The organism is Enterococcus sp. 2STP (assembly GCF_032465635.1).
Lineage (GTDB): Bacteria > Bacillota > Bacilli > Lactobacillales > Enterococcaceae > Enterococcus_B > Enterococcus_B lactis.
This window is the reverse complement of the sequence record NZ_JAWDJH010000018.1, coordinates 55943-71838: the sequence shown is the minus strand read 5'-3', so window position 1 is coordinate 71838 and position 15896 is coordinate 55943. Positions and strand designations below refer to the sequence as shown.

Genomic DNA, 15896 nt, shown 5'->3' with positions numbered 1-15896 from the left:
TGTTTACAAGTATATTGTCCGAAAAAATTAATAATATATGTTATGCTAAGTTCGGGCTATATTTTATACAAAGGAATGATGAGAATGGAATTTATTGGTATTCTATGCCTGATATTGATTTCAACAACGATTGGCTCACATATCTCTAGGAGATTAGGTATTCCAGCAGTAATCGGACAATTACTTGTTGGTGTTTTGCTAGGACAAGCTGGATTGAATTGGGTCAAACCGGATATTCTAGTCCATGACTTCTCGGAGATTGGTGTAATCTTATTGATGTTTTTAGCTGGTCTGGAAAGTGATTTATCTCTTTTGAAAAAATATTTCCGACCAGGCATGTTCGTTGCTTTACTTGGAATCATCTTCCCTGTTGTTTTTGGTTGGCTAACAGGCGAAGCATTCCAAGTTTCGGGAAATGAAGCGATTTTCTTTGGGATTATTCTTGCAGCAACTTCTGTCAGTATTTCAGTTGAAGTATTAAAGGAACTAAACGTGGTGAATACGAAAGAAGGCTCAACTATTTTAGGCGCTTCAGTTGTAGATGACATTTTGGTCGTTTTAGTCCTAAGTTTCAGTCTATCTTTTCTCACTGGAGAAGCTTCTAGCAATGCTTCTTTACCGCTTGTTTTGATTGAACAGCTCGTTTACTTTGTTTTTATTTTCTTATTAGTCAAATGGATTGCACCCTTCTTGCTTTCATTTGCAGAAAAAGTGTACGCAAATTCTTCTATTATCATCGTATCGCTAGTTATTTGTTTAGGTATGTCTTACGTAGCGGATCTTGTAGGTCTTAGTTCTGTCATTGGTGCCTTTTTTGCTGGGATAGCAGTCAGTCAGACAAAGGTCAAAGAAGAAGTATACCACAATGTTGAAGCCTTAGGATATGCAGTATTTATACCAGTATTTTTTGTCAGTGTAGGATTAGAAGTTGATTTTTCTGACTTTGGTGAGCAGCTGCTCTTTATTTCTATATTGACGCTTGTAGCGATTTTGACCAAATTGCTTGGAGGGTATTTTGGTGCTCAGATTGCCGGTTTTTCTCAACATAGTTCATTGATGGTCGGTGCTGGTATGATTTCACGTGGAGAAATGGCTTTGATCATTTTGCAAATTGGACAGCAAAGTCAATTGATCGAACCACAGTACTATTCACCTTTAGTAATCGTGATTTTATTAAGTACACTTATTTCTCCACTTGTTCTGAAATATTTTACAAAAAAAGTTTATGAAGTGTGAGTGACCCAGAAAGCGGTCGTGAACCTGTCGTTTATTCGAAAAAAAGGACTGTGACGATCCCGTCACAGTCCTTTTACTATAGTTAAGAAGTCGTTCTTTATTGATAATTTTGGTTGAGGTATTGTAATAGTTCGGGTGCTCGTTTAGTTGCTGAATCATCATCTTCTTTATTTTCCAACATGCTAACCATCATATAACCTTGGTTATCAGGGTTGAAAGCAAACAAGAAACTGTTCTCTTTCCCTTTTTCATCCTGTTTTTCTTTGATTTCCGCTGTACCAGTTTTCGCTGCCAACGGAATCCCTAAAGCAGAAAGAGAATGTGCTGTACCATTTACATCTTGCACAACTTCTCTCAGATCTGGCACGATCGTCTGTACCGCTGTTTCGCCGATGACATTCTTCTTATCTTTTGTCTCTTTATCTGCAATCAATTTAGGATAGACAAGTGTGCCATTGTTGGCAAAAACAGAATACATTGCTGCTTGCTGGATAGGATTAATTAGAAGTTCGCCTTGTCCATATCCAGTATCAGCTAGCAAGATATCTGAATTAAAGCTCTCTTCATTAGAAATTTGTGCTGGATTCATACTGATTGGCAAATCAAGGTCTTCACCAAAAATGAATTTATCCAAACCTGCACGGAAATTCTTCTCCCCCATTTTCAACGTTTCTTGCGCCATATATATATTATCGGAATAAATCAAAGCAGTTTTTAAGTCTACTTGTGACACATCACTAACACGAGTTACTTGATACGATCCCCAAGAACTGTCTTTTTGCCATTTAAGTCCGTTGATCGTCAACACTTCATTTGGATCGATAGTGCCGTTGTCGAGACCGATTGCTGCTGTGATCATTTTAAACGTAGATCCAGGAGCATAACCTGTCGCAAATCGGCTGATGAATGGTTGTTCAGGATTTTCTTCATAAGCTTTGTAGTCTTCTTGTGAGATCCCGTTTGTCATTTTGTTTGGATCATAGCTTGGAGAGCTAGCAAGCGCAAGAAGATCACCGGTTTTTGGCGTTGTCGCAACAGTCGATCCAGCTTTTCCTCCTAGACTGTCGAAAGCTGTTTTTTGTGCCTTCGCATCGATTGTCAATTTGATATCTTTGCCGTTTTGGACTTCATGCTCGATCAGAACCTTTTTCTCGACACCGTCTGCATCTGTGATGCTTAATTTTCCACCTGTAGTCCCACGAAGATCCTTATCAAAAGCCATTTCCAAACCAGATCGTCCGATTTTTCCATTACTGCTTAATTCTGGATTTTTATCAATATCTTCTGCTGTGATATCTCCCACGTAACCAATCAGTTGAGCAGCTGCTTCACCCAAAGGATAATATCTGCCGTCTACTTCTTGGATGGTAGCTCCAGCTGGAAGTTCTGGCGTTGCTCCATCAATGATTTTCAATGGGACAAAATAATCGGGTTGTACCCAGCTTTGTGAAATAGCTTGATTGATAGCATCTTCTGTTAAGTCGAATGCGGAAGCGATGGCTTTGATATTGGCCGTTTTTTCGTCCCCATCTCCAAGTTTGCTTGGAACGACTCCTAATTGTTTTAGTTTGCCGGTTGTTGCTAATGGTTCCCCATTTCGATCTAAAATGTTCCCTCTTGTTGCTTCTTGCGTGGTCAGGCTTACTTCGTCATTTCCTTCCATTTCTGGAAAAACCAAGTTAGGCTGCCAGTTGATCGTGGTTTGACCATCATTTCTGTCTAATGTTCCTTTATAAGAAAGATCTTTCAATTCACCTAATGAGGTATTCATCTTTGCTTTATATGAAAAACTGTAAGTAGAATCATCTTTTTTATCTACTTTTAGATTTGATATCTCAAGTCCTTTGACATCGGCAGCACCGTAAATATTTTGGTATTTTTCTAAAATCTCTTTTTCAGATAATGCACTTTTATTTGTGGCCTTTTTCGATGCCATACCTGCAGCTTTTTTATAATCTCCTTTGTTCAAAGCTTGGACAAATTGCTCAACCGTCTTTTCTCCAGCTTCTACTGCTTGGGTTTCTTGATAGTGCTGGTAGTAAAAATAACCGCCACCTGCAGCAGCTATTAAGATCACTGCGCCGGCAATATAAGCGCCTGTTCGATTTTTGCCGTGCTTGTCACTTCTTTTCATTTTTTCCTCCTTCTTTTGCTTGCTATTCCTTTATTTTCACTATTTATACCTGTTTATTCTAACATAATAAAAGAAGTCAGAACATAACATAAATTGTTATTTCTAACTTCTTTTATTTTATTTTCTTTACTTAATTATTCAGAAATTTTTTGATTGCTTCTTGGTTTTTGGTCAAATCTAATTCCAGAACACTTCCGGAAGGCGTATTGTCGTTGAAGTCCCAACTGCCGTCTACTGGTACGGATAATGTATCGATCTTTTTATTATCGTCTTTGAGGAAATCCATACCGCAATCCAGTAGCACACTCTCAGGAAGGTTCGTTTGGATACTGCCAAGTAGTTTTCCCACTGCTTTCGGTAATTTAAATATCGAAGTGACGTCTTTCAGCTGCTGAGAGATAGCTTTAATCACTTGTTGCTGTCTTCTAATCCTCCCAAAGTCCCCTTCTTCGTCTTCACGGAATCGAGCATACTGCAGTAACGTATTGCCATCCATTACTTGCTTCCCTTTTTTTATATATACGCCATCTAAATCTAAAGATTTTTCTGCATCAATCTTTACTCCATCAGGAAACAGTTCATTGACGCAATCGATAAAATCTTGAAATGTGATACTTGCATAATACGGGGCTTCAAATTTGAAATTTTCCTTTAATGTTTGGTTCAATAAATCAACTCCTCCGTAAGAGTACGCTGCATTGATTTTATCCATTCCGTAACCTGGTATATCGACATATGAGTCTCTCATGATAGAGATTAGTTTTGCTTGTTGTGTTTTCTGGTCGTATTGTGCAACCATAAGTGAATCTGAGCGACCATTTTCGTCTTTCGAACGGGCATCCGAACCAATCAAAGCCACGTTTAGTGTGGTAGGGACACTTTTCGGCTCTACCTTTTTTACAGTTGAGGTCTGTTTTGCAGACGAAAATCCATGGACAAATTCAATCGAAAAAAAGCCGACTACTAGTGTAAGCAGTAACAAAACAGATAATATGATTTTTTGAAATACTTTCATTGCGAATTCCTCTTTCTAAAAAGAATCTCTCGCTTGAAAAATAAAAGATAGTCCTTTATGATAATTCAAACTGAGAGATTCTCAGTTTCTCTTTATTGTTTTTCAGGTCGATAGAGCGGCAACTCTTCGGCCTGTATCTTCGAAGAAATATTCAACGTGATCCCGATTCCTAAAGAAAGGATCAGATAACTTGTTCCTCCATAACTAACAAATGGTAATGGCACGCCAGTCATTGGCATAAGCCCTGCGATACTTCCCACATTCATTATCGTCTGAACGAATAGCAAAGTTCCGAATCCTAAAAGAAACAATCCAGCTTGCTGATTTTTACAACGACTGCTTAAACAAAAGATTCTCATGCATAATGAGAATAATAAGAAAAGTACACACAATGCACCAATTAGCCCAAGCTCTTCTGTAATGATCGAAAAAATAAAATCTGTTTCTGTCTCTGGAAGATATCCCTTTTTTGTGATACTGTTTCCTAATCCTCTCCCCCATATGCCACCATTGTATAGTGCATAAAACGAATGAGTCATTTGATAGCCCGCACCATGACTATCTATGAAAGGATCTCTTAAAGTCGCAATCCTTTCATAAGCATGATTGAACATCTGGGGAAGCCAGCCTTTGTTTCCTAAATATAATACTCCGCCGGCTGCTCCAATCAATAAGGCGGAAAAAGTAACAATCAGATAGATTCCTTTTTTAAATGGAACTGCTGCTGCCCAAAAAATGACCCACGCAATCGAAAGAATCATCAATGCTCCAGCAATCTTTGGCTGGAATAAAATCAGCAAAGTTATGCCTACTGTAATCAGGAAAGGTTTTTTTAGGTCTTTTGGCGGATTATTTCCGTCACGAAAAAAACAGCTTAGATAAAAAATCAGAAAAAGATTTGCTAATTCTGAAGGCTGAAATTGAATGCCAAACAGAGAAATCCAACGTTGCGCGCCATTAACAGTGACACCGAATATTCCTACTCGTACTAAGATCAAAAAGAAAATCGATAAAGCTAAACCATATCCTGCTATTTTAGGGTGAAGTAAATAGTGCAGTTTGATTGAACGAGCTAAGAAGATTACGCCCCAACTCAAAAATATGAAAATCAGTTGGCGCAATAATAGACTTTTTGTATTTTCATCTGCTTGCAATAAGCGATAAGAACTAGCACTGTATACTTCTAAAAGACCGATCATGGACAAAGTCAAATAAGGACCCAAAATCCACCAATCGATCTTTTTTCTTTTTTTCACCGCATCTCCTCCTCACACAGTAAACCACTTGTCAGGTGAGGAGCGAGTTTGTCTCATCAAATAAGTCAGTCTTGAAAATATAAAGAAAAGGTCAGAAACCTTTTCGAACAAGAATTCTGACCTAGCATCATCTCATCGTCCGAGTTTTAGCACTATACAACGTAAAGAAAACATTCTTAGCTATTGGAAAAAGCCTTAATCCGACAGTTTCTGTTTTACCCATTGGCGACTTTCGACGTTTCTGGGCAATAGCCTATGTTTGTATAGGAGCCTCACCTAACAAGGTTATTACTATATTCTATTTACGAGTCCATAATAGACTTTTCCTAAGGATTAGGCAATGGAATTTGAAATGAAATAGTGAAATTTAACAATCTTTAATATTTTTTAGGAAAAAATAACAAATAACGTAAAAGAATCCCAGCGCAGTTTCGTTCGATTGTGCCAGGATTCCTTGATAATTTTTTTATTTTTGGTGTTTTTTTATGTGGTTTCCACTTTTCGGAATAAATGTTTATTTGTTGAAGTAATTGAATAACCCGCTAATCGTGTGGTCTGTTAATCTTATTTCTTTGCCATCTAAAGTAACTTTGGTGACGACAAAATGATCTTGCAATGGCGGAACTTCTAAATACTGCCCTTGCAGAAAATCATCCACTGTCTCGTATTCTTTTTCCATTTCTTTTGAATCTGCTGATGGTTTATAACTTATTTTTAACATAACTATTACTCCTTCTTATTGGGGACGTGCGATCGTGAAAATTTCTCCTATTGCTGCATAATCATTTCCTGCCAAGCGGCTTACAGCATTCAACTTTCTTGGGTCGATCCTTCCCGTCTTTTCATCATAGACTGTTTCATTCAAATGATATTTCTGTACTTCTAGCAAAAATAAATCAGCTGTTACTTTATTTTTATTCCGTATCTCGACATGTTCATATAAGGTTGTCTCAAAACGAACTTTTGCTTCTGTCAATGCTGGTACTGAAATGATTGCTGAATCCGTTAAAGTCAATTCAGTCAAGTGTAGTTCGCTTTCCTCATTAGGCAGATTAGCTGCTGTTTTATTTGCTTCTTCTACGTTGTCCTCATCAAGGATATGAATGACCGCTTCTCTTGTCTCAAGAATGTTTTTTGCTGTGTCTTTTACTGTATATTGTTTTCTCTGGATCGCCAAGGATAAAATCGGTGGATTCGAACTGACGATATTGAAGTAACTGAAGGGTGCGATATTCACTATATTATTTACGGACTTAGTCGTTACTACTGCAACTGGCCTAGGGATAACTGAACCAATCAGCAACTTGTAATTTTCACGTTCTGTCAATTCTGAAGGACTTCGTTCAAACATGGTCTCGCCTTCTTTCTATAAAATTCGCTAAAAAGCAGATCTGCGAAGACAAAAGGAAAAGCAACGCTTTCCTCTTCTTCTTAGAATCTGCTTTAAACTATCTATTAATTTTTCTTTTTTGTCAAGAATCTGTGCCGTACGTGTTTTTTAGTTCTTTGCTTTATTCGCGGCTTCGACATATCTTTTAGTGATGAATTGCGGACGGGTGATGATGGATCCAATGACGACTGAAAAAGCACCTAATTCATAGGCTTTCTCTACTTGTTCTGGAGAGTCAGTATGGCCTTCCATGACTACTGGTATATTGACTTGTTCTATGATCTGATTCAACAAATCAAAATCAGGCGTCTGTGTCTTTCGAGAATATTCTGTATATCCTGCTAATGTCGTAGACAAGAGATCAAAACCATCTTCTTGCGCTTGAAGCGCTTCCTCAAAAGTCGAAATATCTGCCATGGCTAATCGACCGTGAGCGTGGATCATTTGGACAAGTTCAGCTGTTGTTTTTTCTGTCGGACGTTTACGAGAAGTTGCATCGAGTGCAATGATCTCAGCTTGCGTCTCCAAAAGTTCTTTCACTTCTTTTTCTGTCGCAGTAATAAATACTTCTGACCCATCGTAATCTCTTTTGATAATCCCTATTACCGGCAAATCAACGATTCGCTTGATTTCATTGATATCTTCTGTTGTATTTGCGCGAATACCAACTGCTCCGCCTTCTTTTGCAGCCAAAGCCATTCTCCCCATGATAAAAGAACTGTGTAATGGCTCATTTTCCAAAGCTTGACAAGAAACGACAACCCCACCTTTTATTTTTTCCAGTACATCCACACTATCTCCTCCAATGACGTTCTCTAGAAATACATCTTCTTATAAAAATGTAACCCTTTTCTATCTAGGAGTCAATAAAGTAGCTATCCTTTTTCTTTTAGCAAGCCTTTCTTATTAAAAGAAAATTACTTCAAACTCTTCATATACGATTAGCTTCTCTTCTGTAAATGCCGTGTTCAGTGCTTCTTTGTAGACATGCTTGAAAAAGTCAGTATGGACTTTCCGCCAATAAGCTAACGTTCGATCTCCTTCTCCTTCTTTCCAAGCATGTTCTTCCGTGATTTCACTAAAAGGCAAGATAGTCACATTTATATTTTTGATGATACAAACTGGTTCATTTTTTCCATTCAGAACCACATCTAACTGGCCCACTTTTGGTAAAGGTTCCTTCTCTTTTTTGTATAAATCGTATCCGCTTGATGTACCGGTTTTTATTTTTTTTACCACTAACTCACTCAATTCATCTGCCATTTCTTCTGTATTCCCAAATGAAAAAAAGCTTAGTTTTTCTGATTGATACCTAGGATATTTTTCTTGAAACTTTTTGAAATATTCTTCTACTTTTTGATACATAAGAGCATCTACTCCTTTGTTTCGTATAATAAAAAACCATCCAGATACTAGTATAAACGATTATCTGGATGGAAAATACGATGTATTATTGAATATTTAAGACACGTAGACTATCCTCAACGATTTGGCTTGGTGTCAAATGATAACGTTCATAAAGTTTAACTGTTGGAACACTATCTGTGAATTCTTTCTTTGCACCGAAATTCAGCACATGCATTGAAGAATCACCATAATAACGACTGATTTTTTCGCCAAATCCGCCTGATAAACTACCATCTTCTAATGTGATGACTAATTCATGGACTTCTTTTAATTTATCTAATGTTTCTACATCATTTTCTGTAATTGTTCCTGGATTGATCAATGTTGCTTCCATTCCTTTTTCTCTAAAAGCTTCCACTGTTTCTTTTCCTAGTCCAAGAAAACCACCTAAAGCTAAAATTGCCACTTTTTCGCCTTTATTCACTGTCTGATAGGCTGGAATACTGTAATCATTTGCGATAGCTTTACCATGTTCCACACCATGAGTAGGGATTCGAATAGCTACAGGCTGTTCTGTTTGCTCAAAAGCCCAATCTAGCATAGAGATCATATCTTCTTTTGTTGCTGGAGCAAGATATTTGATGTTCGGAATACTGGATAAATAAGGAATGTCAAATGTTCCTTGGTGTGTTCGATCACTAGCAGAGATCGTTCCGCCACCAACTAAAATGATGACTGGATTCTCGTTGATTGCTAAATCATGTGATAATTGATCATATGCCCGTTGCAGGAAAGTGCTCGATTGGAAGACGACTGGACGTACTCCCTGAGAAGCCAAAGCAGATGCAAACGTGATGGAATGCTGCTCGGCGATTCCCACATCAAAATAATGATCTGGATGTTTTTCTTGGAATGTTTTCAGTCCAAAGGCGCCTGGTATTGCTGCATTGACTGCGGCAATAGGTGCTGTACTTGTTTGCACTTTTTTATCCAGATAATCCATGATGATCGTATTGAATGTTTCTCCAGAAGCTGCCTGTTTTGCTTCTCCTGTAGACAGATCAAATGGGACGTGCCAATGATATTTCATTTTATTATCGATTGCTGGCTGATAACCGCGGCCTTTTTCCGTATGTACGTGAAGTACGATTGGATGATCAATATCTTTTACTTCTTCAAATAAACGGATCACCGTTTCTAGGTCGTTTCCATTATCCACATAGCGATAATCAAATCCCATAGCTTTAAATAGGTTATTACTTCTTTCACCGTGAGTTTGACGAAGCTCTGCTAAGTTCTGATATAAGCTACCGTGGTTCTCATCAATAGACATCTCATTATCGTTTACTAATACGATTAGATTGGTCTGTAAAGCGCCGCCGTTGTTCAGCCCTTCAAAAGCTAAGCCGCCACTTAGTGAGCCATCTCCAATAAATGCTACCACATTTCCTGATTCTTTCTTCAGATCTCTGGCTTTAGCCAACCCAGTAGCTAAACTGATAGATGTAGATGTGTGACCCACTGTAAAATAATCATGTTCACTTTCGTGTGGATTGGAATACCCGCTTACTTCATGGTAATGTCCTTTTTCAAAGCCATTTTTCCGACCAGTTAGCAGCTTATGACCATAAGATTGATGGGAAACATCCCATACGATTTTATCCTTAGGTGAATCGAATACATAATGAAAAGCAATCGTTAATTCGACTACACCTAGATTCGGACCAACGTGCCCACCTACATCGCTGTCCTTTTGCAAGATTTTTTGGCGCATTTCTTCTGCCAGCTGTTTCATTTCCTCAACAGATAATTTTTTGACATCTGCTGGACTGTTGATTGTATCCAATACATGTAATGCTGTACTCATCATACATTCTCTCCTCCGTACTATCTTCTTTTTAGTTGAAAATAGATTTGTAACACTTTATCTATTCTACTCCTTAGAGTTGACTCTAAGTCAATAGTATTTTAAAAAAATTCGGAGAAAGTTTGTTATATAAGTAGTTTTTCGCACAAATCAGGTCACAAATAAAAAAACTTCTACAGTCTTTTAAAAAGCTCTGTAGAAAGTTGATGTTTGTCTTGCTTTAAGATCTCCTCAAGAAATATGTTTTTTTAATAAATGAAGCTCCTGAGCAATACGATACAAAAGGATGTTTGCACCTTTTAACGAGATAGGATAGACCTTTGTTTTTTCAGTTTCTAAACCAGTTTGATAGCTAGCAGCATCGCATAAAACTACTCGTTTTTTTGAACACAAACATTCATCAGGTAATTCTTCTAAAGAACGAAATAAAATGGGATTTATTTCAGCCATATCTTCTTCAGCATACAAATGAAATTGAGTTCGATAAAAAAATTGTTTGACTGAACTTTCTGAAACAACAAATATTTCTATCTCTTGCTGTATCATCTGTTCTCTGGTAATCAAAGAAAGACTCTTAACAAATTTTCGGATGAAATTATCATTCCATCTTAGATGAATTTGGTTTTTCTTTTTCCAATCGTCTAGCACTTCTACTATTTTTCTGTATAGAAGCTGTTCTTTTTCTGACAGTAGATAGATTCGTTCCGGTAAAAATACTTGACCGTCTGCCCACAACGTACGGACGAATTGTAAAAAGGATTGCTTAAAAATAAAATTGTCTGCATCGTCGATTTCAGCGACTGGGAGAATCTGTAAAATCAATTCATTGAGTGACAGGTCATTGAGAACAAAATTTTTATACACAACTTCGAAATCTTTTCTTAACAGCTCCATGTTCTCATTGGTATAATTTCTGCTATTGAACAAAGAGAAAATATAATAGACATCTTCTTCCTGTAAGTGTAACATCCCTTTTTGCTCTTCCAATCCTTGACAGACTAATTGAAATAACGGCTTCGTCTCCGCACTTTTCTTATCTTCTTCTTTCAGTTCAAGGGGAAACGTCTTTCTTCCGATTGCAATCTCTATTCCCCGTATGATAAAGGACTTTTCATCTTCCGAATATCTCCTTTTAAAAAAATGAGTCTCTACATAATCAATCAGCTCGTTACAAGCTTCTTCTACATGCGGATTTTTACTCTCATATCCTTCCCAATTGATATAACGTACTAAAGCTAGCAGAATATTCCGCGAATCAAATTCTGGAATAATGATTTCTTTATTTTTCAAATAATCATTTTCTTTAAAAAAATCCAAGACGCTCTTTTTGATCGTATATACTTTACTCAAAGAAATAAATTCAAGATCAGCCAGTTCTGTACTCGTGAATATACCCTTGAAATAATAACTTAAAAACTTTAAAAAATAAGATTGACCATACAAAAATTGCGTAAGCTCAGAAAGAGCAATCCCTCGTTTAAATATAAGTTTGTACTTATGCTTCTCTCTTATTTGTTCTTTTATGCAATATTCCAGACACTCGGCTAGACTTTCTAGATCATGAAGGATCGTCGGTGTGGTCACCCCTAGTGAAATAGCTGTTTGTTCGATATCTATTTCTTGGAATTCAAATAATTGTTCGCATAGATACACTTTTCTAAATATATTTCGCTCGATGTATTTTTCCAGCATTCCTGATACACGCCTCCAGTTTTTTTATAGTTTTATTTAAACATATCCACGAATCGCTTTTTTATTTACTTTTTGTTTAGAAAACCCCTTTCAAAAACCAATAAAAAAAGAAGCCGGAACAAAAGTCAATCAAGCTTACAATCCCAGCTATCGTTTAGATAACTTGGTGTCGCTTGGACTTTTACCCCAGCCACTTTCAAGAAAGGCTATTCGAAGATATCAGCATCGAGTTCTTTGACTACGTCCTTCAGTAATTGGATGCCAGCTGCGCTGTTACCGAATGGATCTAGTGCTGGACTGAAGACGCCTATGCCGTAACGATTGGGCACAGCTGCCATCAAGCCGCCACCTACCCCGCTTTTGGCAGGTACACCAACATGAACGGAAAACTCGCCTGATTCATCATACAAACCGGCAGTTGTCATAATCGATTTGACGATCGTTGCACTTTCTTCAGTAATGAGCCGCTTGCCATTCCAAGGAGCGATCCCTTTATTTGCCAATACAGCGGCTAGTTTTGCTATACCTGTAGCGGTGACATTGACGGAACATTGTCTGAAATAGGCATCGAGTATCTCTGGAACATCTCCTTCGATCATTTGATTGCCTTTCATATAATAAGCAAGAGAGCGATTGATATCACCTGTTCTTGATTCAGAATGATAGATTTCTTCATTCAATGTGATATCAGGATCATCACAGATTTCTTTCATAAATGACACGATCCGTTCAAATTTTTCATCTGCATCTTTTCCGGCAATCAGAGAGGTTGTTGCAATCGCTCCTGCATTAACAAAAGGGTTCATCGGGTGTTTGCGATGATTGATCTCCATATTCATGATAGAATTGAAAGCAAATCCGGTTGGTTCCGTGTTGATTGTTTGAAAGACTTTTTCAATTCCGTTATCTTTGATTGCTAATAACAATACGGGAACTTTTGACATGCTTTCGATGGCAAAACGTACATCGGCATCTCCTCCCTCGATCAGTTGTTTTGTATCCAGATCATAAATCGCCATACCTAATTGTTTTGGATCCACTTCAGCTAATGCTGGAATGTAGTCTGCCACTTGTCCTGTTTGATAATAGTGGAAATTTTTTCCAATCAATTGTTCTAATTCTTTTCCTTCCATTTGAATAACCAGCTTTCATTTTTTATTTTTCTGCATGCTGGAATTTATGACGGCATGCGTAGATCGTAAATGGAATAACTAAGACGATAAGATAAGAAACAATAAGAATCGTTTCATAAATCCCATGCTGTCCAGCTGCGATACTTGCAGGTGGAACAAATGAGATACAAAAAGCAAAAAGTGAAGTCAAAAGACCTAAACAAGCAACGATTACTTTTACAACTTTTCCTCCTGGAACCTGATAGGCTCTTTCAAGACTTTCATCTTTAAACACTAACTTCAAATAGCCAGCGAAAAACATAAAGTACAACATTAGATAGATCACAACAGTCAATGACATCGCTGCAAGAAATGAAAGATTATTCCCCCCGCCACTTAATGTAAAGACGGCTGCCCAGATTGTCGCAACAATCCCATTTGCGATCATCAAATGCGCAGGAACACCATGTGCATTTTCTTTCGCAAAATATTCAGGAAGTAATCCTTCTTCTGCCGCTACGTGAAGTGCTTTTGAAGGAGAAGTTACCCAAGAAGCTATTTCTCCGATGACACCTAAACAAACAAGGATCGCAAGGATTTTCGCAACCCATGCAAGACTTGGATCAATGTGTCTTAATAAAAATTCTAACGATTGGATCACTCCTGTATTAAGAGACAAACCCTGTTGAGGGACTGTAGTAGCCACAGTCAATCCGCCAAAAGTGTCTAAAATGATGGCCAGAATAACCAATACAAACATTGCTAATGGATAATCCTTTTTAGGGTTTTCCATTTCATTTGCATGACTAGCAGATGTTTCTACTCCCATATACGCTAAAATAAAGGAAACAAAAACAACCAGCGTAGGTAATTTTGAAAAATCAGGAATCAATGTTTTCATAGACAGTGTCGTTTGTAGTGGAGCACCTGAAGCGACATAGTGGATCCCTAAGCCAAACAAGACTAATGCAGGCAATAAGATCCCAGCTACAAAACCGATTCGAGCAATTAAAGAAGTGTATTTGGTTCCTTTTAGCTGAGAGAGCAAGATAGCCCAGAAAATAATCAATAAGATGGCCAATTTCAGAAATTTATTGTTTTGTATAGCGTCGATCCCCGTTGCATAGGATAATGCACCAGTTAAGAAATACAGCATAGTCAAGTAACCAACAGTTATCTCAAACCATTGGAAAAAGATAGCGGCAAAACCAAATCGTTTTCCCAATGTCCGACTGACCCAAGTATAGACACCGCCTTTTTCCCAGCCTTTCACCGTTGCCATCTCTGCTGCACACAATGCCACAGGGATAAACCATAGCAAACCGCCTAATAACAAGAAAAATACTAAACTGAAGCCAGAGGTCGCAAATGTGGGATATTCATATAGTGAAACGACCATTGAGATCGTCATGGCCAAAAAGCCGAAGAACGTTAATTTCTTTGCAGGAATTTTCGTTTTGCTTTGTTGCATGAATCTTCCTCTTTTCTATTTGATTTTGTTTCAATTGCGTTTGTTACCGAAGAAGAAAAAGTCTAATCCTTCTTCCTGCTCTTCTTTTGTAGTAGTGATCGTTGTGAAATGCATGGCTGATTTTAGAATCGCTGTTGTCAGCACATAGGCATACACGGCAGTAATGATGACACCAATCACTTGGATTCCTAAGAAGTACCAGCTGCTTGGATTTGTTAATAAATGGCTGTTAGTTGCAAAAATTCCGATCAGAATCGTCCCTGTGAATCCGCCCATTCCATGGACGCCCCACACATCAAGTGCATCGTCCCATTGTTTCTTTTTACGAAAATCAACAGCAGCATGACAGACGATTCCAGCAATGATTCCGATCAACATGGCACTTTTTGCTTCTACATAACCAGCACAAGGCGTAATGGCTGCCAATCCAGCAACGGATCCTGTTAGTACGTCGACAAAATCAAAGCCATTTCCTTTTACTTTTGCAATAATCAACCAAGTAACCATCGCAAATGCAAGAGCGATGAATGTTGAACCAAATGCGTTGACTGCTTGATCATCTGCTCGAAGTGCACCACCGGAGTTAAAACCGAACCAGCCAAACCAAAGTAGACCTGTACCGATAGCAGCTGCCATAAGACTGCTATGCTGAGTTCTTTCGCCCATAGGAATCTTTCTTTGTCCAAGTGTGAGGATGCATGCCAATGAACCGAATCCAGCTGTCGTGTGGATGACTGCTCCGCCAGCGAAATCTCTAAATCCCATCTGATCCAAAAATCCGCCGCCCCATATCCAATGGCAAACAGGGAAGTAAATCAGCAGGTTCCAACAAACAACAAGGATAATATAGCCTTTTAAATTCAGTCTCCCTGCAAAAGCTCCTGTCATCAAAGGAACAGTAATCACGATAAACATCAGTTGGTAAAGAAAGAACATCAAAAATGGGATCGTCGCTCCATGGAACATGTTGGGGAAGCTTGTAACATGTCTCATCAAAAAGAAATCTGCCGGATTTCCAATCATACCGCCGATATCTCGTCCAAATGCCAATCCGAATCCACCGAATACCCACATGATCGTTGTTATCCCAACTGAGAGAAAAGATTGAGTCATGATCGTCAGTATATTATTCTTCCGTGCCAGTCCGCCGTAAAAAAATGCTAAACCAGGAGTCATCAAGCAAACCATCGCTGTACATAAAATCATGAATGCTGTATCTCCTGTATTGATAGGTAATGTATTCATTTTTTCGCCTCCTTTCTACGTTTACGAGTATAAAAGAAAATCTACTTGTATTTTTCTTCTGTTTTTTTGAATACATTCTTGTATTTATAAAAGACAGACAATCAATAAAAGCTTGGTGTGCTATGCTTTTT

At 38.0% G+C, this 15896-nt stretch carries 13 protein-coding genes and 1 riboswitch; of the genes, 1 reads left to right on the top strand and 12 read right to left on the bottom strand.

Translation table 11 applies throughout. From position 1 onward, the window contains the following. Positions 1–84: 84 nt before the first annotated feature. Positions 85–1236, top strand: coding sequence for a cation:proton antiporter (locus tag RWU19_RS07040; protein ID WP_002319954.1), 1152 nt, complete (start codon positions 85–87; stop codon positions 1234–1236). A 97-nt stretch (positions 1237–1333) separates the two neighbouring features. On the opposite strand, the gene RWU19_RS07035 is transcribed toward RWU19_RS07040, so the two are convergent. The 12 genes from RWU19_RS07035 to RWU19_RS06980 form a co-directional block, all read right to left on the bottom strand. After that, entirely contained in the window at positions 1334–3370 is a 2037-nt protein-coding gene (locus RWU19_RS07035; protein ID WP_123838281.1) for a penicillin-binding transpeptidase domain-containing protein, read from the bottom strand. Positions 3371–3500: 130 nt separating this feature from the next. Further along, a complete protein-coding gene (locus tag RWU19_RS07030) occupies positions 3501–4385 on the bottom strand; it encodes an LCP family protein (protein WP_024635234.1) in 885 nt (294 codons plus the stop codon). Positions 4386–4477: 92 nt separating this feature from the next. Then, positions 4478–5641, bottom strand: coding sequence for an FtsW/RodA/SpoVE family cell cycle protein (locus tag RWU19_RS07025; RefSeq protein ID WP_123838282.1), 1164 nt, complete (start codon positions 5639–5641; stop codon positions 4478–4480). Positions 5642–5765: 124 nt separating this feature from the next. Next, positions 5766–5932: riboswitch (M-box (ykoK) riboswitch) on the bottom strand. Between the two features lie 223 nt (positions 5933–6155). Further along, positions 6156–6362: a hypothetical protein gene (locus RWU19_RS07020; RefSeq protein WP_002290696.1), complete on the bottom strand. Its 207-nt coding sequence runs from the start codon at positions 6360–6362 to the stop codon at positions 6156–6158. 15 nt (positions 6363–6377) lie between these two features. Next, positions 6378–6992: a flavin reductase family protein gene (locus RWU19_RS07015; protein ID WP_123838283.1), complete on the bottom strand. Its 615-nt coding sequence runs from the start codon at positions 6990–6992 to the stop codon at positions 6378–6380. Positions 6993–7139: 147 nt separating this feature from the next. Further along, entirely contained in the window at positions 7140–7823 is a 684-nt protein-coding gene (locus RWU19_RS07010) for an N-acetylmannosamine-6-phosphate 2-epimerase (RefSeq protein ID WP_123838284.1), read from the bottom strand. A gap of 114 nt (positions 7824–7937) precedes the next feature. After that, the gene (locus tag RWU19_RS07005; protein WP_123838285.1) at positions 7938–8396 is read right to left on the bottom strand and encodes an ASCH domain-containing protein; all 459 of its coding nucleotides are present in this window, start codon (positions 8394–8396) and stop codon (positions 7938–7940) included. A gap of 85 nt (positions 8397–8481) precedes the next feature. Beyond that, positions 8482–10245: a 1-deoxy-D-xylulose-5-phosphate synthase gene (locus RWU19_RS07000; protein ID WP_123838286.1), complete on the bottom strand. Its 1764-nt coding sequence runs from the start codon at positions 10243–10245 to the stop codon at positions 8482–8484. A 231-nt stretch (positions 10246–10476) separates the two neighbouring features. Continuing rightward, positions 10477–11937: a hypothetical protein gene (locus tag RWU19_RS06995; RefSeq protein WP_123838287.1), complete on the bottom strand. Its 1461-nt coding sequence runs from the start codon at positions 11935–11937 to the stop codon at positions 10477–10479. A gap of 206 nt (positions 11938–12143) precedes the next feature. After that, positions 12144–13070, bottom strand: coding sequence for a glutaminase A (gene glsA, locus RWU19_RS06990; RefSeq protein ID WP_002374695.1), 927 nt, complete (start codon positions 13068–13070; stop codon positions 12144–12146). A gap of 22 nt (positions 13071–13092) precedes the next feature. After that, a complete protein-coding gene (locus tag RWU19_RS06985; RefSeq protein ID WP_002340660.1) occupies positions 13093–14520 on the bottom strand; it encodes an amino acid permease in 1428 nt (475 codons plus the stop codon). 30 nt (positions 14521–14550) lie between these two features. Continuing rightward, positions 14551–15765: an ammonium transporter gene (locus tag RWU19_RS06980; protein ID WP_002340661.1), complete on the bottom strand. Its 1215-nt coding sequence runs from the start codon at positions 15763–15765 to the stop codon at positions 14551–14553. Positions 15766–15896 lie beyond the last annotated feature (131 nt).

Bases quoted from the DNA above. Each gene is read 5' to 3' on its own strand.
- RWU19_RS07000 (WP_123838286.1), bottom strand. From the start codon at position 10,245: ATGAGTACAGCATTACATGTATTGGATACAATCAACAGTCCAGCAGAT.
- RWU19_RS06995 (WP_123838287.1), bottom strand. From the start codon at position 11,937: ATGCTGGAAAAATACATCGAGCGAAATATATTTAGAAAAGTGTATCTA.
- RWU19_RS07020 (WP_002290696.1), bottom strand. From the start codon at position 6,362: ATGTTAAAAATAAGTTATAAACCATCAGCAGATTCAAAAGAAATGGAA.
- RWU19_RS06985 (WP_002340660.1), bottom strand. From the start codon at position 14,520: ATGCAACAAAGCAAAACGAAAATTCCTGCAAAGAAATTAACGTTCTTC.
- RWU19_RS07030 (WP_024635234.1), bottom strand. From the start codon at position 4,385: ATGAAAGTATTTCAAAAAATCATATTATCTGTTTTGTTACTGCTTACA.
- glsA (WP_002374695.1), bottom strand. From the start codon at position 13,070: ATGGAAGGAAAAGAATTAGAACAATTGATTGGAAAAAATTTCCACTAT.
- RWU19_RS07005 (WP_123838285.1), bottom strand. From the start codon at position 8,396: ATGTATCAAAAAGTAGAAGAATATTTCAAAAAGTTTCAAGAAAAATAT.
- RWU19_RS07015 (WP_123838283.1), bottom strand. From the start codon at position 6,992: ATGTTTGAACGAAGTCCTTCAGAATTGACAGAACGTGAAAATTACAAG.
- RWU19_RS06980 (WP_002340661.1), bottom strand. From the start codon at position 15,765: ATGAATACATTACCTATCAATACAGGAGATACAGCATTCATGATTTTA.
- RWU19_RS07035 (WP_123838281.1), bottom strand. From the start codon at position 3,370: ATGAAAAGAAGTGACAAGCACGGCAAAAATCGAACAGGCGCTTATATT.
- RWU19_RS07040 (WP_002319954.1), top strand. From the start codon at position 85: ATGGAATTTATTGGTATTCTATGCCTGATATTGATTTCAACAACGATT.